Below are 24,296 nucleotides of genomic sequence, written 5' to 3'. Positions count from 1 at the left end.
AATGTGGGTGTTTTTTGTTACCATGTCTATCTTGATTGAATATTTTAAGATGAGAATAGAATGGCTATTTTGCGCTTACTCGGTATGTGTGCCTTATTCGGTCTAACTGCCTGCCAACCCAGTAATTCTGCTTCCAATACAGCCACCATTAAAACGCCTAATACCCAATCTGCCAGACCCGTTGCGCTGCCTGCGCATTGTGAAAACATTCCCTTACAAATGAGCGCCATTACCAATCGCAGCGAAGTGCAATCTTTGGCTGTGGTCAATCAAGCGTTGAAAAAATGTGTTGCCGAAGTGGACAATGCCACACGCCACCAATGGCTAGAAGACAGTTATGCCATGTACCAACGTTTTTTGGATTTACAGCTCACGCCCAAAACAGAAGGTTTGTGGGATGAGTTTTCATGGACACTCGAAGGCCATCCTGAAGAAACCGCAGACGAACGCCAAGCCCGTTTGCAACAACAAAAAGACATTTGGCCTAAGCTTAACGATCGCATGAAGCAAATGTCACAATGGTTGGGTCAAGAATACATCGACAATTTTTACATCGGCGAAGGCATGATGCATTTGCGCCGCTCACCGCAATATGTATTAGACATTTTTGCTCCATACATGCCCGAAGATGAAAAAGTTTTTATGCAACAATTGGGTCAAGAAAACCTGAGTTTAACAACCAATGACGCTGCCATTGTGTTGCCATGGTCTGAGTTATCCAAACGGGCTTTGTTTTGGGAGCAATACCAGCAACGCTATGCCAAAAGTCCTTACGCCAAATTTGCCGAATACCAATTCAAATGGTATCGCGCCGCTTTGTTTCATGGCACCGACAATACACCATTCATAGACCGTTTTTCAGATACGTTATTCATTGCACCAGAGGCCTTACAAACGCATCAAACACTGGCACAACACCCTCACAGCAGCCTAGCGCCCACATCGGAAGCGGCTTTAAAATGGATTGCACAATACAATGCCAAATGGGCAAAACTGTCTGACCATGACAAAGAAAAAGCCCAACAAGCATACCATCGTTCGATTAAAGTGGATTATCCTGAACCTTTACAAGGCTCATCTAAAAATCAATATTACGATTGTAGCAGCGATGCCGTTTGTAATCTGACAACTTATTGATTCAGGCTATACAAAAGCGTCCTGTAAACATATTTACAGGACGCTTATTGATGCTGAACAATTTATAAAAAATATTTGTACAAAGTCACCAATTGCAATTCTTGTTGTGGTTGTCCCACGCTTTCATCGCTAGGAAAAGGCTCTAATTCATCTGAAACTTGGTAACCACGACGCACATAATATGCAATCAAAGTATCACGCGCAGTAATCACAGTCATTTTGCAGCCTTTGATTTGTGGCCAAAAACCACGAGCAAAATGCTCCGCACCTGCCAATAGGCCTTTGCCTAAACCTTGATTTTGGCGTTCTGGATCCATCGCAAACATGCCCAAATAAGCAAAGCCCTCTTTTTCTTGTGCGGCAATACAGCCCAAAACAGTGCGTTGGTTTTCAGCATCCTCGCCTTCACGCAAGACCAACAATTGCACTTTGGCATCCAAAATCATCTGACGCACATCGTCTTCACTCACGCGCGCCCCTGTAATCAAGCCATGCTCAGTCGTCCACGATGTTTCACCACGATAAGCTTGGTTAATCAAATCAGTCAAAATCGCTGCTTCGTCCCAATTGGCAAAACCAATGCTCATATTCATTTTCTTCCCCTTCCAAACAAAAAAACTACAAACCGCGCGCCCATTCAGGTCGCAAATTGGCCAATTGCGGGCTGTCTATGGCGTGTTGCAATTGCTGTAACAATCGTGCTTGATCACGCCCTAATCGCCCTTTCAGCACCAAATAATTAGATGCATGATCGCTGCGAAAAACGGTATTGGGCAAATCCAATTGGCTGATTAAATAATGCAACTCTAAAAACAACTCTTGCTGCGTCAACATTTCAAAATCAGGATAACGGCTTTTGAATCGCTCCAAACCCAATGGAAACGACACCACCAAAGTCGATAAAAATTCAGGCGGTGCGGCATTCATCAAGCGGGCTGAATTCAAAGCATGTTGCGGTGATAATTTTTTACCGCCCAAACCGTTCAAAATCATCACTGAACGCTTGATGCCTGCTTCGCCCAATTTTTCCAAACAAGACAAAGAACTGGCAAACGTTTCAGATTTGTTCACCAAACGCAAAACCTCATCATCGCCCGACTCACAACCGATATAAGCCAAGGCCAAACCTGCGTCCTGTAACTCTTTCAATTCTGCCACAGATTTGTTTTTCACATTATTGGGCAAACAATAGCTCGAAACCCGTTCAACATTGGGCAAATGCTTTTGAATGGCTTCTAAAATCGCCAACAAGCGTTTGGTCGACAAAGCCATCGCATCGCCATCGGCCAAAAACACGCGCCGCACAGGATACGCGCTCATGCGTTCTAAATTGGCAACGATGTCATTGTGCGCAAACGGACGGAATTTTTTCTGTGGCTGTGTGTACATGTCACAAAACGTACATTCATTCCAAGAACAACCATTGGTGACAGGCAAAATCAATGATTTGGCTTCGCTAGGCGGCCTGAAAACAGGTTCTATGTATTGAATCGGAAACATCATGCCATCTTCATTGTTAAAATCGACAGAAGTTTGATTAAACCACATTTGCCTGATTTTGACTAAGTTTGCACCTGCTCAAAACTTGGGTTTGCCCATTTGAAAATAAAAAGACATGACATTAAGTCATGTCTTTGACTGCCAATTCCATCTGTTACAGGACGCCATCTTTGCTCAATAAAGGCGCATAAAAATCGGTTCTGCGGTCACGAAACACGCCCCATGCTCGGCGCATACTGGCAATTTCATCCAAATCAAACTCATGCACCCACACACCTGCTTCGTCCCCGCCTTCGGCCACAATCTCACCAAACTGATCGCAAATCATCGAGCCGCCATAAAACGTAATGTCAAAATCGTCCTGAATTTCTTTGCCAATGCGATTCGAAGCAATCAACGGCATAATGTTCGCACCTGCATGACCTTGTTGGACACGTTGCCAATGGCGTTTAGACGAAATGGTTGGGTCGTGTGGCTCACTACCGATGGCCGTTGGATAGAGCAAAATTTCCGCCCCCATCAACGCCATCGCGCGTGCACACTCAGGAAACCATTGATCCCAACAAATACCCACGCCGATTTTGCCAAACTGAGTTTCCCAGACTTTGAATCCTGTGTCGCCGGGCGAAAAATAATATTTCTCGCTATAACCGGGTCCATCAGGAATATGGCTTTTGCGATATGTTCCCAACACACTGCCATCGGCATCAATCACCGCCACAGTGTTGAACAAAGTTTGTCCTGCCAATTCAAAAAAACTGATGGGCAACACCACGTTCAATTCGCGGGCGATGGCTTGAAAATGCTGCACCGCAGGATTTTCTTCAGTAGCCGTAGCAAAACTCAAATAAGCAGGAATGTGTTTTTGACAAAAATAATTGCGCTCAAACAATTCTTGCAACAACACAATGTTCGCGCCTTTACAGGCCGCTTCTCGCACCAATGCCTCTGCTTTTTGAATGTTATCTTCTACATCCCAAGAGCAAGACATTTGTGTTATTGCCACACTGACTTTTCTCATTCAAAATCCTTATTTTTTTAAGCCATGATAAATGGCATCACCGCAAACAAAACCGCTGCGATGGCCGCGCTAATCATCACATAACGCAATTGTGTCAACGCATGTTCTATCGGCGTAATCTCACAACCGCGCGACTCCAAAACCGTTGAATCACCGAAGAAACACGCATGGCTACCAAAACCACCTGCCGAAATCAACGCACCCAAAGTCAAAGCCATGTTCGCATCCAATGCTTGCGCCAAAGGCACGATGATGGGAATGGAAATAGCATAAATGCCCCAAAATGAACCAGTGGTGAAAGTTAAAAATGCCAACAACACAAATGTAATCACTGGCAACAAATTGGCACTGATTAAAGGTTTCGCACTTTCAATGATGTAAGGTGCTAATCCCAATTGCTCGTTCACATCTTGCAACACAAACGCTGCAAAAATGATGGCAATCGGAGTGACCATGCTGCTAACACCTTTCATAAAGTGCTCGCACAAAGCGGGAATGCTGCCCAAACCTGCCATGCGATACGCCACCAAAGTGACAATGGTCGCGCCCATCACGCCCAGCAAAGTATCGCCCAAATACCAAGTCAAAACGATCATCACAATAATGGGCAAGAAAAAATGCCACAAAGCTGGTTTGGCTGAGCCTTCCAACTCTTCGACATTGGTTTGCACAGGTGGATTGGTTTTGGCGGCCATTTCAGCGCGGCGCATCGCAGGCGACATTGGAATCAAGTTGTAAATCACCAATGGCACCAAAAATACCGCCGACCATGCATAAAAAATATACGGAATCACACTGATGTAGAATTTCAAGCCTTCGCCTGCTGCAACGGCATTGTTCGCTTCAAGCAAACCTGACACATAAATTGCCCACGTCGACAACGGCACCAACAAACACAAAGGCGCAGCTGTTGCCGCAGCAATATAAGCGAGCATGGCACGTGACACACCAAATTTATCGGTTAAACGGCGCGTGGCAGCACCCACAGTCAACACGCTCAAATAATCGTCTACAAAAATGATCAAACCCAAAATCCAAGCGGCAAACATGGATTGTGGGCGAGTTTTCACGTATTTTTCCAATAAATCACTGAATACCACTGTCGCTCGTGACACTTGCAACCACATAATCAGGCCGCCCATCAAAGCTGAGAGCAACATGATCCAACCCATCACAGGAGAGGCCAATACTTTTAAAGAACTGCCCATCAAACCATTGATAAATGCCAATGGATTCACATCCAACATCAATAAACCAATGATTGCGCCTGCACACAAAGGCTCCAAAGTGCGCTTACTGATCAATGCCAACGCCAATACACTCAAAACAGGTATCAAGGTAAAAATACCAAAAATGCGTTTGCCTTCCACATCGACAGGTGCCAAAGCATACACACCGCCAATCAACACCAAAATGACCGCCACAACCGTTAACAGCAATTTATTGTCTATGGCTGCCACATTCACATTGCGAAACCACATCATGATGTGTCTCCTCGCTTGGTCTTTAAGCCAACAATGAATCAGGAACCGCGCGCAAATGCTGCGTCAATTGGTCAATCCAATCTTTTTGATACGCTTGCAATGCTTGCCCCGGCGTGTTTTTAAAGCCTTCTAAAATCGGGTCTATCGCAGGATTGTCTATGCCCATCAAGGTGGTCATCACTGCCATGCCTAAAAATGGTGTGGTGTTAGGGTTGTAACCGCCTTCGTGCGTGACCAATAAGCGGCCTGAACACAATTTGTCTGCTGCATCCATCAACATTTGTGTCATTTGGCGGTAGCTGTCCGCATGCAACATCATGCGCCCTAACGGGTCTTCGATACTGGCATCAAAACCACACGGCACAATGATTAAATCAGGTTTAAATGCATCCAATGCTGGCAACACAATGGTCTCAAACGCATACAAATACGCACCTTCGCCCGAACCCGGTTGCAATGGAATATTGATATTGCGCCCGATGCCATCGCCTTCACCCACCACCGTCACCGCACCCGTTCCCGCAGGATACAAACCGTCTTGATGCAAAGAAATCGTCAAAGCACGCGCATCATTCAAGAAAATGTCTTCGGTACCATTACCGTGATGCACATCCCAATCGACAAACGCAATACGCTCCAAACCCAACACATCCAAAGCATGTGCCCCAGCAAGCGCGGCATTGGCATACACACAAAAGCCGCAACCGTGATTTTTTTCAGCATGGTGTCCAGGTGGGCGAATCAAGGCATAAGCATTTTGCAAGCGGCCTGAAACCACTTCTTCGACTGCGGCAATGGCACCACCTGCCGAGAGTTTGGCAATGTCAACGGACGCCTTGCCCAAAACGGTTTCGGGGTCAGCGTTACCGCCGACCCCTTGCATGGCCTCGATTTTGTCCAAATATTCAGTTGTATGCACACGCTCTAAATGTTCACGAGTCGCCACCACCGGCTTAATCATCGTCATTTGTTCACTCACGCCTGTGGCATCGAGCAAATTTTTAATCCGACGTTTCGCTTCAGGAGATTCATAATGAATATTTGGCTGCACTGTTAAGCTAGGTTGCATCAAACCTGCATATGCTCCTGTATCATGCCACATGTATAACTCATGCCAAACCAGACCCGTTTTGTTCATCTTTCGCTCCTTAGAGATATGTGGGAAATCAAACGCCTGCTTGCAAAGTGCATTCAAATAATATGCTCAAGTGATATTGATTGTGCAAGAGTGTTCAAAACACAAATTGCGCCAAACATGGATTAAGAATCTGATACAAATCCCTGTCTAAACTCAATGCCATTTTCATGATGTCACAAGATGCCAAAAGCCTGTTTTATTTGATTTTTCGAATAAAAATTTCCCCTCAAGAAACTTGATTTCGTTTTGATGACAACAAAATCCTCAAATATTAAATTCATATTTACATAAGTTTACAAAATATTGTTCAATTCTCGATTCATATCGTTTTGAGTTTTAAGATTTGGTTGCGCATACTTCTCGCTATAAATACCGCCTAATGGAACATTAACAAAAATCGTTAAGGAATATTCTCCTCAAGCCATAAACAAAGCGTCCTGTAATCTTTACAGGACGCTTGATTGTTGTTATCTAAATCAATGTCAAACACATTTACACCCAAAACCATCAATCGGTTTCTGTCACAATGCGCAAAACTTTCTCATCTTTGCAAACAAATTGTCAGCAACAACCAAATCACCTACACACAAAGCCATTCCTTTCCATTCAGACATGCTTGCATCCTCGATATACAATCTAAAAGCAGTGTTTCAATCAATCATACATTTGCAGATTTAATAACGAAAATATCCGCACAAAATGTACGGATATTTTGAATACTCAAACGCTTAAAAATCACAATTCAAGCCAAAACCCATGAAAATTAGATATCTAAATATCTTATTTTTTAAGACGATTGATGATAAGCTCACCATCTTTTACCACTACTTGAACACGCTCCAATGCCGTAATATCTTGTAATGGATCACCGTCTACCAAAATTAAATCTGCAATTTTTCCTGGCTCAAGCGTCCCCAAATTGTCGGCGCCCAAAGCTTTAGCCCCTTCACGTGTTGCAGACAATAAAATTGTCTTGTTATCAATTCCCTGACCTTTCATGACACCTGTGACCATAGGAATCACTTCTTTTGCAGGAATGCCAGGTACATCAGATGTGAATAAGGGCGTGGCACCTGCTTTTAACATGACCTGAACATTGTTTTTCATAATGTCGTAGTCATTTTTGTCTTTGTCCGTCGCAAAGCCTAATCCAATATAACGTTGCATAAAGCCAAGCGTAATGGCCAGCGGCATTTTTTTCTCACCCAAGACATTTAAATAACGCCCATCCATATCTTTTGTCACAGCTGGCGGATGAATAAACACGTCAACGCCAGCCTCTATCATGGCAGGAACATTTTTTGCATCGGCATTGTGTACGAAAACCTTCAAATCATTTTTATGCGCTTCATCAACAATCGCTTTTAAAGCAGGTAAATTGAATTTTTTCTGATTGGTCACACCATCATACACCACCACATCTGTCTTATAGCCCACCAATTTTTGCACCGAAGCTTGGGCTTGTTTGGGCGTATCAATTGGCAAACGAACATGCTCATTACACCATTTTAAATCCGCACCTGCCAAACCAGCACACGCATAATAATCTCCAGATTGAACCAACACGGGTCCAGCCATAAAAATACGTGGTCCCACAATTTCTCCAGAGGCCACCTTCTTTTTAACCTCATCAATATAAGGCCAAAAATCAATAGGAGACAAAATAGAAGTGACGCCATGTGTTAAATGGTCATGTAGGCGCGTTTTAAGTTCACCATCCATAAAAGCCTTCGCTTCACTGTCATTGCTTGCTGGCATTTTAGGCGGTAAATCATACATATTCCAAAACAAATGCAAGTGGCTATTGATGATACCGGGCATCACTGTTTTGCCTTTGGCATCGATGATTTGATCAGCTTTTTCTTTGCTTCTACCTGTTTCAATGGCTTTGACTTTGCCATCCTCAATAATCACATTCGCATTTTTTATTAGGTCGGAACCCGTACCATCAAATACAGTGGCATTTTTAATGATGAGATCAGCGGCATATGCTGGAGAACTGACCAATGCACTGAGCAACAATGTTTTAAACGCTATATGCTTAATATTCATTTCGTCTCCATCGACCTCATTTTAAGTTTGAGTATGCATTTATGGCTTATAAATAAGCAAAACACCTTAACGGAAAATCAGAGATTGACGGTAGGCAAATGGTTCCATCTTAAGCTTGAATTATGGATGCTTATTTACACATCAGGCTTTGATTACGCTGGTTGTTTGAAACAGAGATTTTGTCATGATGCTTTTTCCATCACATGCTTGATTCTGGCCAAAAACTCACAAATAAAAATAAAAACAATAAATTCAATAAAATATCAATCATTTTACAGCATGAATTTTTTACAGGACGCTTAATATGTGTCCTGTAAAATTTGGTTTGCATGGTGTTGGGCACCTCTTGATAAATAATGTCAAATTCATTTTTATTGTCTTATGTCATGGTGTTATTTCTATAAAGCATTTAGACTAAAAATAAATATTATATTCAATATGAATATTTAATTGTATACCAATATTCAAGCAATCATCGCCTTGAACATGTTACGATGGTGTCGTCTTACAAAGCGATGGCAAATAAGCCCAAACAGGTAAGAATATTGAATGTTTGCTGGATTTCGTCTTTTAAAAATTGATTTTGACCAACAAGGAGCAGTTTGTATGAAAGCAATGGTTTACTACGGTGCAAATAACATTCGCTTTGAAGAGCGTCCAAAACCTACCATCATCCAACCAACCGATGCAGTGGTTCGTCTGACCAAAACCACCATTTGCGGTACGGATTTGGGTATTTGGAAAGGCAAAAATCCTGAAATTGCCCAAACTGCCATCGACAAAACAGGTTCTTTCAATGGCCGTATTTTGGGTCATGAAGGCATAGGCATTGTTGAAGAAATCGGCGAAGCGGTAACCAATGTCAAAGTGGGTGACAAAGTCATCATTTCTTGCGTGAGCCGTTGTGGTACGTGCGAAAACTGTCAAAAACAATTGTATGCTCATTGCCGTAACGAAGGCGGCTGGATTATGGGTTATATGATTGATGGTACCCAAGCGGAATATGTGCGCACCCCATTTGCGGACACATCTTTGTATTTATTGCCTGAAAACTTAAACGAAGATGTGGCGGTTTTATTGTCTGATGCACTGCCAACCGGCCATGAAATTGGCGTGCAATATGGCGATGTCAAACCCGGTGATACGGTTGTCATTGTTGGTGCAGGTCCTGTAGGCATGAGTTGCTTGTTGACCGCACAAATGTACTCACCGAGCGAAATCATCATGGTCGATTTGGATGACAACCGCTTGGCGATGGCCAAAGAATTGGGCGCCACCCATATTCTCAATTCAGGCGCAGGCGATGTAGTGCAAGAAGTGATGGCATTGACCGGCGGTCGTGGCGTGGATTGCGCTATGGAAGCTGTGGGTGTGCCTGCTACGTGGGATATTTGCCAACGCGTGGTCAAAGAAGGCGGTCACGTTGCCAACGTCGGCGTACACGGTCAAGGTGTGAATTTTGAGTTAGAGCGTTTGTGGATCAAAAACATCACCATCACCACAGGTTTGGTCAATGCCAATACCACAGGCATGTTGTTAAAAACTTGCTGTTCAGGCAAATTACCAATGGAAAAATTGGCAACCCATTATTTCAAATTTGAAGAAATGGAAAAAGCCTATGACGTGTTCAAACATGCGGCGGAAGAAAAAGCGATGAAAGTGATCATCGATTTTTAATCCAACTTCTGCTTTTCCATGTTGAGCCGAAGCCCACAACAGTGTTGTGGGCTTTGTTTCGTATACACAAGCGGCCTGTAACGCTTTTTCACACCTCATATGCCTATTGCTAAGACGATATTGAAAATATTTATCAGATTCGGACACGTCTTGTCTAAACCATTGCTTATATTTATAGTCAAGCTGATAACACACATACACAACATCACTTTGTATGGCAAACCACATTGCCGCAATGTCAGACTTCATCAATTTAAAAGGAGAACCATTATGCCATTACCACCTAACCCCCCTTTTTTATTTTTGTGCTCACAATGTGATTGGCAAGGTCCTGTCCAAATATCAGATTGCTTTATAGGTCCTATCGATTATTGCCCAGATTGCGAATCACGTTTGGTGCGTACCAACGTGACCAACACAGCCCATTCTATTTCGCTGCGAGAACAGTTTTTTAAATGGTTTTCTAAAAATTAACCGCTCAGTTGTAAACAAAATGCCTGCGTTTTAAAATATTTTTGGCACAGACCCAAACCAGCGTCCTGTAAATATTACAGGACGCTTTGTATCAAACATCATGCTATCGCTCTTAATCAATCACCATTCAGATTGATTTTAAATCCGACATATTATCCGCCAAAACATGTTTGCCACGGCCATGCAGTTTTTCGATGACCGCATCAAAGTCTTGTGCTTCACGGTTTTGGCTGAGCTTGGATTGGGCTTCGATTTTGTGAATATTGATTTCCAGCACCGCTAAATACGCTAACTGTTCTAACAAATAGTCTTTGGGCGCATCCGACATTTTCCAAGCCGCTTCGCCATTGGCAACCCGCTCTTGCTTTTTGGTTAACATGCCAACTGCTGCCAATTTGGATTTTTGGTCGGTTAAATATGACACTGTGCCATGAATATGCACTACTTGATAATTCCATGTGGGCACTTTGCGATGATCACGCAATTTGCTTGGATAATCGTTTGCCGAAATATAAGCATTTTCGCCTTGAAACACGCACAAAATTTCTTGTCCTTCTGGTACCGCCAAATGCCAATCACTCGCCACCGCCAAATGCCCCAATAACACCGTGTCGCTTTTCATTAACAAAGGCAAATGAATCGCGCTCAAGCCTGTTACAGTCTGAGCCACCAAGCATGCCAACGGATAATTTTGTATCAATGCCTGTATGGTTTCAGGACGCACTTCTTGAAATTCAGTCGGAATATACATGTGTGTTTCAATATTTATATAATGACAATTAGCTAATATAATTCATTTTAAATATTACTTCCAACCAAAACCAAACCACATCAAGCGTCCTGTAAAAACAAAAACACCTCTAAAAACTGCTTTTAGAGGTGTTTTTTGATACCGACAATGGCATTATTTGCCTTGTGTCAACATGCTGTAAGAAGTCATCAAATTGCGATAATCAGGAATGTGATTTGAGAACAACGTACCCAAACCTTCTACGTCATTGCGCCAATCGCGGTGCAACTCGCCTGCCGCACCAAACCAAGTCATCAATTGTGCGCCCGCTTGTTCCATACGCGACCATGCTGCATTGCGTGTCATTTCGTTGAACGTACCTGAAGCATCGGCAATCACAAACACTTCATAACCTTCTTCCAAAGCCGACAACACAGGGAACGTCACGCACACTTCGGTCACAACACCGGCAATAATCAATTGTTTTTTGCCTGTGGCTTTGACTGCCGCGACAAAGTCTTCATTGTCCCAAGCATTGATTTGACCTGGACGCGCAATGTAAGGCGCATCAGGAAATTGTGCTTTAAGCTCAGGCACCAAGGGACCATTAGGACCATCTTCAAAACTGGTGGTTAAAATGGTTGGCAATTTAAAATATTCAGCAATGTCTGCCAACGCCAAAACATTGTTTTTGAATTTGTCAGGATCAATGTCACGCACCAACGATAACAAACCTGTTTGGTGATCGACCAATAAAACAGCAGCATCGTCTTTATTCAAGCGAACGTAAGGTTTTGTCATTGTGTGTCTCCTAGTGGGGTAATAGACATAAAGTAAAACGACTAAAGCCAAATCTGACTTTAAATACTATTCTACAGAAAGATACAAAAATATATAATATGGCAATTTTAAGATAAATTGTTGCAAATATGAAACGACAAACCGATTTAAACCAATTGTATTATTTTGTGCAAATTGTTCGTTACAAGGGTTTTTCTGCAGCCAGCCGTGCCATTGGCATTCCCAAATCCAGACTGAGCCGCCAATTGGCTGATTTAGAAGACCATTTGGGTGTCAAATTGATTCAAAGAAACACCCGTTATTTTTATTTGACCGATATTGGCAAACGCTATTTCGAACATTGTGAAGCCATGCTCATTGAAGCTGAAGCAGCCCAAAGCGTGATAGAAACTGCATTTGCAGAACCCTCAGGCATTTTAAAAATCAGCTGCCCTTTACTGTTATTGGATTTACACGTCGGCACCATCGTCACTGAATTCATGCGCTTATATCCTAAAGTCAAAATTGAACTAGAAGCCAGCAACCGTGTGGTGGATGTGATGGCAGAAGGTTTTGACATTACCATTCGGGCACGCTCAGAGATACAGTCCGATGATTTAATTGCCAAAGTATTCAGCCAACGCCAACAAATTTTGGTCGGCAGCCCTGCTTTATTACAGCAATATCGTATTCATACACCACATGATTTACATTCCATCCCTGCTTTGGCATTGAGCAAAGCCCACCAACATTTTTATTGGGATTTTACGCATCCAAACGAAAAAAACATGGTGATCGATTTTGAGCCACTGCTGATAACCACAGACATGCACACCTTGCTTAAAGGTGCATTGGCGGGCAATGGCGTGGTCAAATTGCCTTATTTATTGGTCGAGCCCGATTTAAAACAAGGCACGCTGACGCATATTTTGCCACAATGGTGTTTGCCTCAAGACATCATTCACGCCGTTTATCCTTCTAGGCGCGGTCAATTGCCTACCGTGAAAATCTTCTTGCAACACATGGAAGCCTTTTATGCGCGTATTGAAAACGAACAATAATGCTGCCATTTTGAATCGACTCAATGGTTTGGTTCAGACCCAAAATGTGGATGGTTTCTGACAAGCACGCTGTAATCTGCCGCTATTTATCCGCTAATGCTCACAATATGCTTAGAATACAGCCATCTTTCATTTTTCAAAGCAAACACATGGCAAACAAAACAATCGTGATTGGTGCGGGTATGGTCGGTGTGTGCGTGGCGTGGCATTTGCAACAACAAGGTTTTGATGTCACCTTAATCGACAAAAAAGCGCCAGGCGAAGAAACCTCTTTTGGCAACGCAGGCTTGATTCAACGCGAAGCGATTTTTCCTTATCCCATGCCCAGAAACATGACCGAAATCATGCGGATTTTGCCCAATCAAAGCCCTGATATTCGTTACAGGCCGCTTGCAATGTGGCATTATCGCCATGCTTTGTGGCAATATTTTGTGCATTCTGCACCCCAGCGTTTTGCAACCATTCGCCAAGAATGGGCAAGTTTAATTGCCCATTGCACCGATGCCCATGAAACCATGTTACAGGCCGCTGGTGCAGAACAATGGGTGCGTAAAGTCGGCTGGTTACAATTACACCGCCACGCCAGCAGTTTTGAACACGCCAAACAACATGTACAAAATGGCAAAGCTTGGGGCGTGGAAGCTCGATTGCTCAACCCACAAGACATTGCTCAATTAGAGCCTGACTTGAACAGCCAAGTGTTTGTTGGCGGTGTGCATTGGCAAAATGCTTGGCAAGTCACGAACCCTGCGGCTTTGGTCAAAGCCTATGCCGCACATTTTGTCAGTTTGGGCGGCACGATATTACAAGACACCGTCCACAGCCTTCACCATCAAAATCAATGGCATGTTCATACCCAGAACGAACGCTTAACTTATGAACATGCGGTTATTGCCGCAGGACCTTGGTCGCAAGATTTGCTCCATACTTTGGGTTATGAATTTCCGTTGTTCCCAATACGCGGCTACCACCAACATTACACCCTCAAAACAGGCAGCGTCTTAAACCACAGTATTGTCGATGAAGACAGCGGTTTTGTTTTAGGTCCCAAACAAGCGGGCATACGTTTGACCACAGGCGCAGAATTCACCTTAATGGATGCCCCTATTCGCATGGAACAATTGCACGCCACCGAAACCATCGCACGGGGATTATTACCATTAGAAAACGCCCTCGAAACCACGCCTTGGTTGGGTCATAGACCTTGTTTGCCCGATATGAAACCCATCATTGGCGCAGCCCCAAAACATCCAAATTTATGGTTGGCTTTCGGTCATGCACACCAAGGTTTTACCTTAGGACCCATCACAGGTTTGTTATTGGCACAACAAATGAGCGGCCAAGACACATTGATTGACATGCAACCTTTTTCCGCCCAACGCTTTACTGCTTGAGCAAGTCGCTTGATGATTTAAGTCATATCAAAAATGGGTAGCCCATCAATCTACCCATTCCCATACAATTGCAACAATATTCAATCAATATATTGTTTTTAAACATCTTTATACTCACACTGAGCCGTAACTATTTCACCACATTCGCATACATCTTTTTTATTTTGCATTGCAGCAATTCATTTCAGATAAAATCACAGTAAAAATATTGACTTATATTCTTGCTGTATTTCATCCCATCGAACGCTTATCACAAGCTGGCTTTCAAAAGCCAATCCAATATGCCATTTTTTTACAACGTTTAAAAACGGCTTCCTTATACTGAAATCACAGCATGCCAAATGAGCCTTATCCCAGCGCGCTATACAGTTGTTTGATACCGCATTGCAGCCACAATATATTCACATTGTATGCAACCTAAATCATCAAACACCCCTCCATGTTCATTGGCTTGTAGAAAGGATCGATCATGGTCACACAAGGAACGAGTTTCAACGAAGTGGATGCGCTTAAACGCTCATCCCAACATTTTGAAATGATGAAAAATTGGCTGGATACTAACAGCCATTTCAAACTCATGACGCTGAACCAACAGGCCTTGTCTGAGTTTCACCGCAAGGGTGTGACCTTTACGGTTTACAGTGACGCCAAAAATACCGAACGTGTGATTCCTTTTGACATCATTCCACGCATCATTACCCAAGAAGATTGGCGAACATTGGAAAGTGGTTGCAAACAACGCATCCAAGCCTTAAATGCTTTTTTGCACGATATTTACCATGAACAAAACATCATCAAAGCGGGCATTATGCCAGCTGAGCACATTTTAACCAATGAGTGTTTTGAACCATGGATGGTGAATATTGATTTGCCCAATCCGATTTATGCACACATCAGTGGGATTGATTTGATTCGCAGCGATGATGGGCAATATTACGTTTTAGAAGACAATTTGCGCACGCCATCAGGCATTTCTTATTTACTCGAAAGCCGCCAAATCAGCGAGCATTTATTACCCGAATTGTTTGAAGCATTTGACATTGCTCCTGTCAAAAATTATCCCAAAATGCTACTGCAAAGTTTGATTGAATGCAGCAACAAACCACAACCGCTCATCGTTTTGTTAACGCCAGGCCGCTATAACAGCGCTTATTACGAACATACTTTTTTAGCTCGTGAAATGGGCGTGCCTTTGGTCAACAATTACGATTTGTTTGTCGAAGACAACAAAGTTTTCATGAAAACCATACTTGGACGTGAACAAGTCAATGTGATTTACCGCCGCTTGGACGATGCTTATTTAGACCCATTGGCGTTTCGACCTGATTCGATGTTGGGCATTCCCGGTTTGATGAGCGCGTATCGTACAGGTAATGTGATGATTAGCAATGCCCCCGGCACAGGCATTGCCGATGACAAATCGATTTATCCGTATGTCAATGAAATGGTGCGCTTTTATTTGAATGAAGAGCCAATTTTAAAAAATGTGCCTACTTGGCAATGTCGCAAACCCGAAGATTTGGCTTATGTGATGGCTCATTTGGCTGAATTGGTCGTCAAAGAAACCCAAGGTTCAGGCGGCTATGGCATGTTGATTGGACCGCATTCGACTACAGAAGAAATCGAAGCTTATCGCCAACGTATTTTGGCAGACCCTGCTGGCTTTATTGCCCAACCGACTTTGTCTTTGTCTACTTGTCCCACTTGTGTAGAAGAAGGCATTGCCCCACGCCATATTGATTTGCGCCCTTTTGTATTGGCAAGCCCCGAACAAATTCGCATTGTTCCCGGTGGTTTGACCCGTGTGGCGATGCGCAAAAACTCTTTGGTGGTCAATTCCTCACAAGGCGGTGGTGTCAAAGACACTTGGGTTTTACAAGGAGAAGGCATATGAATTTATTGCTGTCCAATGCGTACAATTTGTATTGGCTTGGGCGTTATATGCAACGCACAATCTGTTTGACCGAACGCTTGCGCAACGACCAACAAGCCTCATTATTTCCATTGATGCGCCATGTTGGTTTTCAATCTGCCATTAATCCACACAATTTCAATAGTTATATTACCAATGAAGTGTTGCCCAATTATTTAAGCAAGGTCAATGACAATTTTCAGGCCGTTCGTGGTGTGATTGATTATGAAGCATTTGAATTGTTTCAATTGATGAATCGCTTGAATCAAGCAGGCAGTTTGCAATCGGCTTGTTACCAGTTACAAGCGTGTGAAGCGGCCATGCGCGCTCACCCTGCTCCCATTTGCACCTATTGGATGCTGGGACATGCTTTGGAAACTTTGGACGAACGATTGCGTTTTGGTCAACCACGTGAAAATGACTTTCGAGCTTTGGCCGATGCCGTAACCAATTTACCCAATTACACTGCTTGGGAAGCCTTAAAACAACCTGCGCAAGCTTTGGTTTACTTAGCCAATGGGCAAAAGTTTTACCAATTGACCGAGCAATTGGAAAATATTTTTGAGGACGGATTATGAACATCCACATCCACCACCAAACCACGTATTTTTACGATGACATCAGCAAAAAAAGCATTCAATTATTGCGCATGACGCCACAAAACCTCGACCATCAAAAAGTCTTAGATTGGCAACTAACTTTGCCTGTTTACAGCGAACGAGGCTTCGATGGTTTTAACAATGTGTATAATTTATTGACTTACCAAGACCCGCATCAAGAGCTTAAAATCTTAGCCGAAGGCGAAGTCATCATTGCAATGGGCAATGAATACCAAATTGATGAACATTTACCTGCCTCGGTGTATTTGCGCCAAACCGAACTGACCGAACCGAGCGCTGCTTTATTGAGTTTTGCCCAAGCCTATCAAAGCGGTGATTTAACTGCTTTAAAAGCCTTAAGCCAAGATATTTTAAAACAAATACCCTATCAAAAAGGCATTACCCATGTTGGCACTACCGCTCAAGAAGCTTTTTTAGGTTTGGGCGGCGTATGCCAAGACCATACTCATATCTTTTTGTCTTGCACCCGTGCTTTGGGCATTCCATCTCGCTATGTATCAGGTTATTTGTACAGCGAAGACCAAGAGCATTTGGCCAGTCATGCGTGGGCTGAAGCCTATGTAGATGGCAAATGGTATTTGTTTGACATCAGCAACCAACACACTGCCATACACGGTCATGTGCAATTGGCAGTCGGGCGAGATTACAATGATGCTGCTCCCATAAGAGGCATGCGCCAAGGCGGTGGAATGGAGCGTATGGAATATTCCGTCCATGTGCGCACCAATCCGCAATACCCTGCCCAACAGCAACAGCAACAATAAGGATACATCATGACGTATTGCGTGGCTTTGAATTTACAGGACGGTATGATTTTTGCCAGTGACACCCGCACCAATGCTGGCGTGGATCATATCTCCACATTCAAAAAAATGTTTCGTTTTGAACGTGCTGACGAACGGGTGATTTTCATTTTGACTTCGGGCAATTTGGCCACATCGCAAGCGGTCATCGAAGATTTACAACAAAACATCCACAACCATGTCGACAAACATGTGTTAAATGCACCAACTTTATTCGATGTGGCTCAATTGATTGGTTTGGCAGTCAGCAGCATTGCCAACAATATGGAACAATTGGGTCACACACAAAATAATGCCATGTTTGGCAGTCATTTTTTAGTGGGTGGTCAAATTCGCGGGCAAGCACCAAAATTGTATTACGTTTATCCCGAAGGCAATTTCATCACCGCAACCGAAGACACGCCATTTTTTCAAATTGGTGAAAGCAAATATGGCAAACCGATTTTAGACCGCGCCGTTCATTACCAAACGCCTTTACAGGACGCTGTTCGAGCGGTTTTAGTATCGTTTGATTCAACCATACGTTCTAATTTATCGGTGGGTTTTCCGATAGATATGGTGGTCTATCCCAAAGACAGTTTGTCCATGCCTGAAGGCGCACGCATTGAGCGAGACGAGCCTTACATGAAAAACATCCGCGAACAATGGGGCGATGGCTTAATCAATTTGTTAAAGCAATTTGACATGCCTCCTGAGCAATATTTGAATTAAATCTTGCCCATATAAACAATGTATCTCTGCCAAACTGCCTCACACCAATCGGTCACCACCATTTTGCTTAGCTTATAAAACCTTAAAACTTTTTTAAAACTACGTTTTAATACATCGTCAGTTTGCATCAACCATTTGACCATCTACCAAGCATGTATTTGAACCAAAGCAAGCGGCCTGTAAGCATTTAGGCCGTGTTTTTGTGATAAAACACGCTTTAAAACAATTGATTGACCAAAAGCAAACCACCACATCCGAACATCAATGCGTTGATGAGGCGGCGAAATTGTACGTCGTTCAAACGGTGAAACAACCACAAACCAATTTGCGAAAATACCAATGTGATGGGCAAAGCCACAGCGAACAATACCAAAGTGTCAGAAGAATAAAATCCTTGGTAAGCGTACAAAGCCATAGCCAAAGCAATGATGACCAAATTATACGGTCGCAATACGGCACTGACTTGGCTTTTAGGCCATGTTTGCAACGCACACCACATCGTCGGAATCACACCCAACAATGCCGCAGCCCCACCTAACAAACCACCAATGAACCCAATCAAAGCATGTGCTGCCGATGGCGACTCTTGACGAAATTGCCACTGCGATGCACACAAACGAAACACACCATACGCCAACATCAACACCGCAATCAACAGTTTGAGCATGTCCGCTTGCACCCATTGCAATGACCATGCCCCTAATGGAATGCCAAGCAATGCTGGCAACAAAAACCATGGCAAGGCGTGCGTTCCTTGACGCAAATCGCTGCGAATAGACCACATCGATTGCAAGCCACTGAACACCGACGTTGCCGCTACCAACGCCACCGCTTGCCATGTCGGCATCACATACAGCCAAATGCTCAATGACAATAAAGCCGTACCAAAGCCTGCCAAACCACTGATAAACCCACCTGCGGCGGCACCTGCTATCAAAAACGCCAACAGCTCAATTGTCATTATTGCATTTCCATTATGATTTTAAGCGTCCTTCATTCATGTCACACATCCGACAACAATTCAATAAAGCGTTTTTGTATCCAATGCGCAATTTGGCTCAATTCCCAGCCTTGAAACCACACCATGCGCACCATCAATGGCGGCAAAGTTAAAAACGGACAATCAATTTGTACCAAAGGCTTGCGGTAATTCTCTTCTTCGGCAATGTGCACGGGTAAAATCGCCCAACCCAAATCGTCTGCCACCATTTCAGCCAAACTGTAAAAACTGTCCGAACGCCAAATTTTGGGGCTGTAAGCCGCTTCGTTAACATCTTCGGTGTGCATCACCAACTGGCGGTAACGCACCAACTCTTTCTTGCGCTGTGACACTTCGCTTTGCGTTAATGGATGGTCTTTAGGAACAAACACACCTTGCGCGACAGAACCAATATGGCGTTGATCGAAATAAGATGGTAATGACCCACGAATAAAATGAAACGCGATTTGCGCCCGCCCGTGACGTACATATTGCGCCACTTCGGTTGCCGTGCCATTTAATAAAGTCAATTCTACATCAGGAAAATAATGCCCAATTTCCCGTATCAAACGCCCACTCACCGAATATGGCAAGGCTTCATCCAATGCCAAAGCCAGCTTGGCATCGCTGCCAAAACTCAAAGAATGAGCGCGTCTGTCCAAAGATTGCACTTGGCTGAGCAACTCTTGCGCTTCGAGCAATAAAATTTCGCCAGCAGGTGTTAATCTGACTTGACGGCGCGAGCGGTCAAACAAATCCACACCCAAATCCGCCTCAAGCAAAGCAATAGCAGTACTGACAGCAGATTGAGCCTTGCCCAAACGTCTTGCTGCCTCGCTGAAAGAACCACTTTCTACAGTGGTCACAAATTGTTGTAGCTGATCTAATGTCCATCTCATATTCTCATACTATCTAAAAATCAGATGGATTCCAATTTTTATAATCTAAAAAAGAATGAGATAATGCATTCGTACCACAAAAAATACTCAATATGGGTTAAAAAGGTACAACTTTCAAACCAAATACATTTTAGAAAGGGAAGTAGTCTACTGTGTGATTTCATACAGTAAATGAAGCAGATTATGATGGTCGCCACTTGCGCCAATTCAAGCGTTGTTTCAGCCTATCTTCACACCCATGGTTTCACCCGCATTGCCCTTGTGAGTAATGTCATTTTCACCGGCCAAAACGAGCCATAAATCCTTTTTGTTTTTGCTAAGTACATCGATTCCTATTGGAAACGGCTGCTTTGTTGTGCCTGAATTTTTCATGCGTCAACAAGCTTACAGGACGCTTTTGCGCCTAAAAACAAGGTATACCAACAAAATAAAAAGGGTAACAAAATGATTTATTGGATTTTTTTAGGTTTTTCTATTGTCATGGAAGTCGCGGGTGTGTTGTTGATGCAATACGCCGCCAATCACAACAGTTCTTGGGGCATGGCGCTGATGTACGGTTTGATTTGCGCTTCATACATGTTGTTGTCTGTCGCGGTCAAACGCATTCCTTTGGGTGTCGCTTATGCATTATGGGAAGGCGTGGGCATTGTCTGTATTACGGTATTGAGCGTGTTCTTGTTTGGTGAATCGATGTCGATTCTAAAAATCGTGGGTTTGGGCTTATTGATGTTGGCGATTTTGTTGTTAAAGTCTGGCACCAGCCCAAAAAATCCGAGCCTAGAAACAGAAACCGCTTTGGATTTGTCTTTGAAGCACTCGTTGAAAGAAGCTTAAAATGTTAGAAAATTTCAACATGATGCATTTAATGTGGTTGTTTGCCGCCATTGGTTTGGAAATCGGTGCCAATATTTTATTGAAGATGTCACAAGGCTTTCGCCGTTGGGGTATCGGCACCGCTGCTATTTTGTGCGTCATTGCCGCATTTACTTGTTTATCGTTTGCCGTAGCAGGCATTGAATTGTCAGTGGCTTATGCGCTGTGGGGCAGTTTGGGAATTATCATTACCATGTTTGTTGGCATTTTCTTGTTCGGACAACGCGTCAACGCCAAAGGCTGGGCTGGCATCAGTATTTTATTGGTAGGTATGTTACTGATTAAATTTGCTTAAAACACATTTACAACTCTAATTTACCCACTTGCTATAAGCACTTTAGCTGCTTAGGATGGTCTGCTTACACATCATCCCAATTTGAAAGTGGCAAAATGTTCTATCAATACATCATTATTGGCGGCGGTGCAGGCGGTTTGGAGTTGGCCGCGCGTTTGGGCAGAAAATTCGGTCGCCAATATGGTCGCGACAAAGTGCTGCTCATAGACAAAACCGCTTATCACATTTGGAAACCCACTTTACATGAAGTGGCAGTCGGCACGGTCAATCCGCAACAAGAAGGCTTGTATTACAGCGCCTTAGCAAGGCGCAACCATTTCAGTTTTATGTTGGGCAACGTCATCAAGCTCGATCCTGAAAACAAACAACTGACACTGGCATCTATTTACAGCCATCAAGAACAAGATGAGATGATTGTGCCTGAGCGTGTTTTCTCGTTTGAGCGGTGCATTTTGGCTTTGGGCTGCGGCTCCAACTTTTTCAATACTCTCGGTGCAGAACAACATGCTTATGTATTGGAAAATGTATATGATGCACAAAATTTCCAAGTTCATCTCCTCAACTTGTTTACCAAGTCGGCTTACTCGCCCAAAAAAGTTTTGAATGTCAACATCATCGGCGGCGGTGCCACAGGCGTGGAATTGGCAGCAGAATTGACCGAAGCCTATCAAGAAATTTTACAAACTTTTGGTTCGTCCCAATATTTTGACATCAACATCCATCTGATAGAATCTGCCCCACGCATTTTGGCAGGTTTGCCCGAGCACGTTTCCGCTCAAGCGACCCATGCTTTGCAACAAAAAGGCATTAAAGTTTCGGTCTCTACCCGAGCCGAAGAAATCGGGCGGGATTTTGTGCGCACCAATCACGAAACATTGGATTCAGATGTCGTGGTATGGGCAGCAGGCATCAAAGCCTCGAATAACAACGCTTTGTTTGGTCTGCCCATCAATCGCATCAACCAATTTGAAGTCAATTCACAATTGCAAACCCCGTTTGAAGGCGTGTATGCGATGGGTGATTGTGCGTCCTGTAAGTGGGATGATGAGCGTTATGTTCCCGCTCGTGCCCAAGCAGCACGCCAACAAGCCATTTATTTGCACAAATTGCTTTATGCCCACCATCAACAACAAACATTCACAGAGCCATTTGTCTACAAAGATTCGGGTTCTTTGGTGTCTTTGGGCGATAATAAGGGCGTTGGCAATTTGATGGGCAGTTTGAGTGGTAAAAATTTCTTCATTCAAGGCTTGATTGCGAAATGGATGTACATGTCTTTGCACTTGATGCACCACCAAGCCATTTTGGGTGCCCCAAAAACCTTATTATTGGCGTTCGCACGCTTGGTACACCGCCGTGTTTCAGGACGCTTGAAACTGCATTAACCTATTTAGAAAAACTGAGATTGTTTTATGAACGCACCTGTAGCCGAAAAATTTACCGAAGAAACCGTTTTGTGGGTCAAACGCCACACGCCCAAATTAATGACTTTTGCCATTACCCGTCCTGAAGGTTATCGCTTTAGTGCAGGACAATTTTCACGTTTGGGCTTTCGTGATGGCGAAGGCTTTATTTGGCGTGCTTATTCGATTGTCTCTGCCGAGTACGATGACACTTTAGAATATTTTGTGGTTTTGATTGAAGACGGTCCGATTTCCGCCAAATTTGCCGTTTTACAAGAAAACGACACCATTTTACTCGACAAAAATACCACAGGTTTTTTATTGCCTGAACGTTTTGCCGATGGCAAAGATTTGATTATGCTGGCAACTGGCTCAGGCATTGCACCGTTTTTATCGCAATTGCAGCAAAACGATGTCTACCAACGCTTTGAGCGCATCGCTTTAGTGCATTCGGTTTCGCATGCAGACGAACTGATTTTCAATGAGCGTATCGCCTCTTGGTCAGAACACCCATTGGTAGAAGATTTTCAAGGTCAATTAAGCTTCGTGCCTGTGTTAACACGCGACCAAGTCGAAGGCACGCTCCATGCCCGTATTCCAACCTTACTGAAAAACGGAGATTTGGCGCAACATTTGGGTTGGGAATTTTCTACCGACACGACCCGTTTTATGGTCTGCGGCAATCCTGAGATGGTCAAAGACACATTTCAAGCTTTGCTAGACATGGGTTTTGCCATGCACCGCAACCGCATCCCCGGTCACATCATCATGGAAAATGGGTTTTAACATGAGCAACAAATTATTCATGGTGTTGTTAGGCGCCACGGTTACAGGACGCTTGATTGAGCAACACGACGTTTTGTTTGCCATAGCAGACGATTTGACCCAATTGATTCCCACGTTTAAAAACGCTTGGCCGAACGCTTCGGTGCATGTGGATGCTTGGCGCGAAGTGTCGTCTGTACAAGGTCATCGCATTCATCTAAGCGATGTGCCCAGCGACAACGATTTGAAATTGTATTTTTTCAATTTGGGCGGTTACGTTCAAGGCGATATGGAAGAACACCATCACAAAGCGTTGGTTGTGGCCAACAACCAAGCGCAAGCCACACAATACATCAAACAATCTGAATTTTACCGAAATCGGGGTTATCAAGGTGCAGAGTCGCACATTGACGACAAATTCGCTGTGGACATTGACGATGTACACGTGGTCAATGATTTGATTGCGGGCAATTCACTTTATTTACACATCAGCCAAGAAGCCGATTTACAGGCCGATGATGTGTGGCAAGTTGGTTATTTGTCGCTGAGCAAACTGGCCAAACGCAAGCCTTCTATTGAGGCATGATT

Annotated in this window: 24 protein-coding genes; 13 read left to right on the top strand and 11 right to left on the bottom strand. The window is 43.6% G+C overall.

The window, feature by feature from the left end:
* The first annotated feature begins 60 nt into the window (after positions 1–60).
* Positions 61–1,137 (top strand): hypothetical protein, encoded by a 1,077-nt coding sequence (locus ADP71_RS00930; RefSeq protein ID WP_171460812.1) that lies wholly within the window; start codon positions 61–63, stop codon positions 1,135–1,137.
* Positions 1,138–1,199: 62 nt separating this feature from the next.
* Here the strand turns inward: ADP71_RS00930 and ADP71_RS00925 are convergent, their stop codons facing one another.
* The 6 genes from ADP71_RS00925 to ADP71_RS00900 all read right to left on the bottom strand — a co-directional run bounded on the left by ADP71_RS00925 (position 1,200) and on the right by ADP71_RS00900 (position 8,332).
* Positions 1,200–1,730, bottom strand: a complete 531-nt coding sequence (locus ADP71_RS00925; protein ID WP_019958743.1) for a GNAT family N-acetyltransferase — start codon at positions 1,728–1,730, stop codon at positions 1,200–1,202.
* A 25-nt stretch (positions 1,731–1,755) separates the two neighbouring features.
* Entirely contained in the window at positions 1,756–2,685 is a 930-nt protein-coding gene (locus ADP71_RS00920) for a radical SAM protein (protein ID WP_104931273.1), read from the bottom strand.
* A 106-nt stretch (positions 2,686–2,791) separates the two neighbouring features.
* Positions 2,792–3,658: an N-carbamoylputrescine amidase gene (gene aguB, locus ADP71_RS00915; protein WP_019958745.1), complete on the bottom strand. Its 867-nt coding sequence runs from the start codon at positions 3,656–3,658 to the stop codon at positions 2,792–2,794.
* Between the two features lie 17 nt (positions 3,659–3,675).
* The gene (locus ADP71_RS00910) at positions 3,676–5,142 is read right to left on the bottom strand and encodes a Na+/H+ antiporter NhaC family protein (protein ID WP_104931272.1); all 1,467 of its coding nucleotides are present in this window, start codon (positions 5,140–5,142) and stop codon (positions 3,676–3,678) included.
* A 22-nt stretch (positions 5,143–5,164) separates the two neighbouring features.
* Positions 5,165–6,280 carry a class II histone deacetylase gene (locus ADP71_RS00905; RefSeq protein WP_019958747.1) on the bottom strand — a complete coding sequence of 372 codons (1,116 nt, stop codon included), beginning with the start codon at positions 6,278–6,280 and terminating at the stop codon, positions 5,165–5,167.
* Positions 6,281–7,060: 780 nt separating this feature from the next.
* Positions 7,061–8,332 carry an amidohydrolase family protein gene (locus ADP71_RS00900; protein WP_019958749.1) on the bottom strand — a complete coding sequence of 424 codons (1,272 nt, stop codon included), beginning with the start codon at positions 8,330–8,332 and terminating at the stop codon, positions 7,061–7,063.
* A 606-nt stretch (positions 8,333–8,938) separates the two neighbouring features.
* Here ADP71_RS00900 and ADP71_RS00895 point away from each other — a divergent pair.
* Positions 8,939–10,009 carry a zinc-dependent alcohol dehydrogenase family protein gene (locus ADP71_RS00895; RefSeq protein ID WP_104932349.1) on the top strand — a complete coding sequence of 357 codons (1,071 nt, stop codon included), beginning with the start codon at positions 8,939–8,941 and terminating at the stop codon, positions 10,007–10,009.
* 601 nt (positions 10,010–10,610) lie between these two features.
* Here the strand turns inward: ADP71_RS00895 and ADP71_RS00890 are convergent.
* On the bottom strand, positions 10,611–11,234 hold the full coding sequence (locus ADP71_RS00890; protein WP_104931268.1) for an FMN-binding negative transcriptional regulator: 624 nt from the start codon (positions 11,232–11,234) through the stop codon (positions 10,611–10,613).
* A 153-nt stretch (positions 11,235–11,387) separates the two neighbouring features.
* Positions 11,388–12,014, bottom strand: a complete 627-nt coding sequence (gene ycaC / locus ADP71_RS00885; RefSeq protein ID WP_019958754.1) for an isochorismate family cysteine hydrolase YcaC — start codon at positions 12,012–12,014, stop codon at positions 11,388–11,390.
* A 128-nt stretch (positions 12,015–12,142) separates the two neighbouring features.
* Between ycaC and ADP71_RS00880 the strand changes: the two genes are divergently transcribed.
* The 6 genes from ADP71_RS00880 to ADP71_RS00855 all read left to right on the top strand — a co-directional run bounded on the left by ADP71_RS00880 (position 12,143) and on the right by ADP71_RS00855 (position 18,494).
* Complete coding sequence (locus ADP71_RS00880) at positions 12,143–13,054, top strand: LysR substrate-binding domain-containing protein (protein WP_019958755.1); 912 nt, start codon at positions 12,143–12,145, stop codon at positions 13,052–13,054.
* Between the two features lie 149 nt (positions 13,055–13,203).
* Positions 13,204–14,448, top strand: a complete 1,245-nt coding sequence (locus ADP71_RS00875) for an NAD(P)/FAD-dependent oxidoreductase (protein WP_104931267.1) — start codon at positions 13,204–13,206, stop codon at positions 14,446–14,448.
* A 469-nt stretch (positions 14,449–14,917) separates the two neighbouring features.
* Positions 14,918–16,342 (top strand): circularly permuted type 2 ATP-grasp protein, encoded by a 1,425-nt coding sequence (locus ADP71_RS00870; protein WP_104931266.1) that lies wholly within the window; start codon positions 14,918–14,920, stop codon positions 16,340–16,342.
* On the top strand, positions 16,339–16,938 hold the full coding sequence (locus ADP71_RS00865) for a hypothetical protein (protein WP_019958758.1): 600 nt from the start codon (positions 16,339–16,341) through the stop codon (positions 16,936–16,938). Before ADP71_RS00870 ends, ADP71_RS00865 begins: the two co-directional genes overlap by 4 nt.
* A complete protein-coding gene (locus tag ADP71_RS00860) occupies positions 16,935–17,744 on the top strand; it encodes a transglutaminase family protein (RefSeq protein ID WP_171460810.1) in 810 nt (269 codons plus the stop codon). Before ADP71_RS00865 ends, ADP71_RS00860 begins: the two co-directional genes overlap by 4 nt.
* Positions 17,745–17,753: 9 nt before the next feature.
* Positions 17,754–18,494 (top strand): hypothetical protein, encoded by a 741-nt coding sequence (locus ADP71_RS00855; RefSeq protein WP_019958760.1) that lies wholly within the window; start codon positions 17,754–17,756, stop codon positions 18,492–18,494.
* A 217-nt stretch (positions 18,495–18,711) separates the two neighbouring features.
* Here the strand turns inward: ADP71_RS00855 and ADP71_RS00850 are convergent, their stop codons facing one another.
* The 3 genes from ADP71_RS00850 to ADP71_RS00840 form a co-directional block, all read right to left on the bottom strand.
* Positions 18,712–19,455 (bottom strand): sulfite exporter TauE/SafE family protein, encoded by a 744-nt coding sequence (locus tag ADP71_RS00850; RefSeq protein WP_104931263.1) that lies wholly within the window; start codon positions 19,453–19,455, stop codon positions 18,712–18,714.
* Positions 19,456–19,496: 41 nt separating this feature from the next.
* The gene (locus ADP71_RS00845) at positions 19,497–20,372 is read right to left on the bottom strand and encodes a LysR family transcriptional regulator (protein ID WP_019958763.1); all 876 of its coding nucleotides are present in this window, start codon (positions 20,370–20,372) and stop codon (positions 19,497–19,499) included.
* 219 nt (positions 20,373–20,591) lie between these two features.
* A complete protein-coding gene (locus tag ADP71_RS00840; protein ID WP_158667036.1) occupies positions 20,592–20,744 on the bottom strand; it encodes a hypothetical protein in 153 nt (50 codons plus the stop codon).
* Positions 20,745–20,816: 72 nt separating this feature from the next.
* Between ADP71_RS00840 and ADP71_RS00835 the strand changes: the two genes are divergently transcribed.
* The 5 genes from ADP71_RS00835 to ADP71_RS00815 all read left to right on the top strand — a co-directional run bounded on the left by ADP71_RS00835 (position 20,817) and on the right by ADP71_RS00815 (position 24,294).
* A complete protein-coding gene (locus tag ADP71_RS00835; protein WP_019958765.1) occupies positions 20,817–21,206 on the top strand; it encodes a multidrug/spermidine efflux SMR transporter subunit MdtJ in 390 nt (129 codons plus the stop codon).
* Between the two features lies 1 nt (position 21,207).
* Positions 21,208–21,540, top strand: coding sequence for a multidrug/spermidine efflux SMR transporter subunit MdtI (mdtI, locus tag ADP71_RS00830; protein WP_019958766.1), 333 nt, complete (start codon positions 21,208–21,210; stop codon positions 21,538–21,540).
* 95 nt (positions 21,541–21,635) lie between these two features.
* Entirely contained in the window at positions 21,636–22,925 is a 1,290-nt protein-coding gene (locus ADP71_RS00825; protein ID WP_019958767.1) for an NAD(P)/FAD-dependent oxidoreductase, read from the top strand.
* 27 nt (positions 22,926–22,952) lie between these two features.
* Complete coding sequence (locus ADP71_RS00820; RefSeq protein ID WP_019958768.1) at positions 22,953–23,729, top strand: ferredoxin--NADP reductase; 777 nt, start codon at positions 22,953–22,955, stop codon at positions 23,727–23,729.
* 1 nt (position 23,730) lies between these two features.
* The gene (locus ADP71_RS00815) at positions 23,731–24,294 is read left to right on the top strand and encodes a DUF1543 domain-containing protein (protein WP_040755848.1); all 564 of its coding nucleotides are present in this window, start codon (positions 23,731–23,733) and stop codon (positions 24,292–24,294) included.
* Positions 24,295–24,296 lie beyond the last annotated feature (2 nt).

Origin of the sequence: Vitreoscilla sp. C1 (assembly GCF_002951955.2) — a bacterium.
In the GTDB taxonomy this organism is placed as follows: domain Bacteria; phylum Pseudomonadota; class Gammaproteobacteria; order Burkholderiales; family Neisseriaceae; genus Vitreoscilla; species Vitreoscilla stercoraria.
The sequence above is the reverse complement of the archived record's forward strand: the minus strand, read 5'-3'. Positions and strand labels throughout refer to the sequence as shown.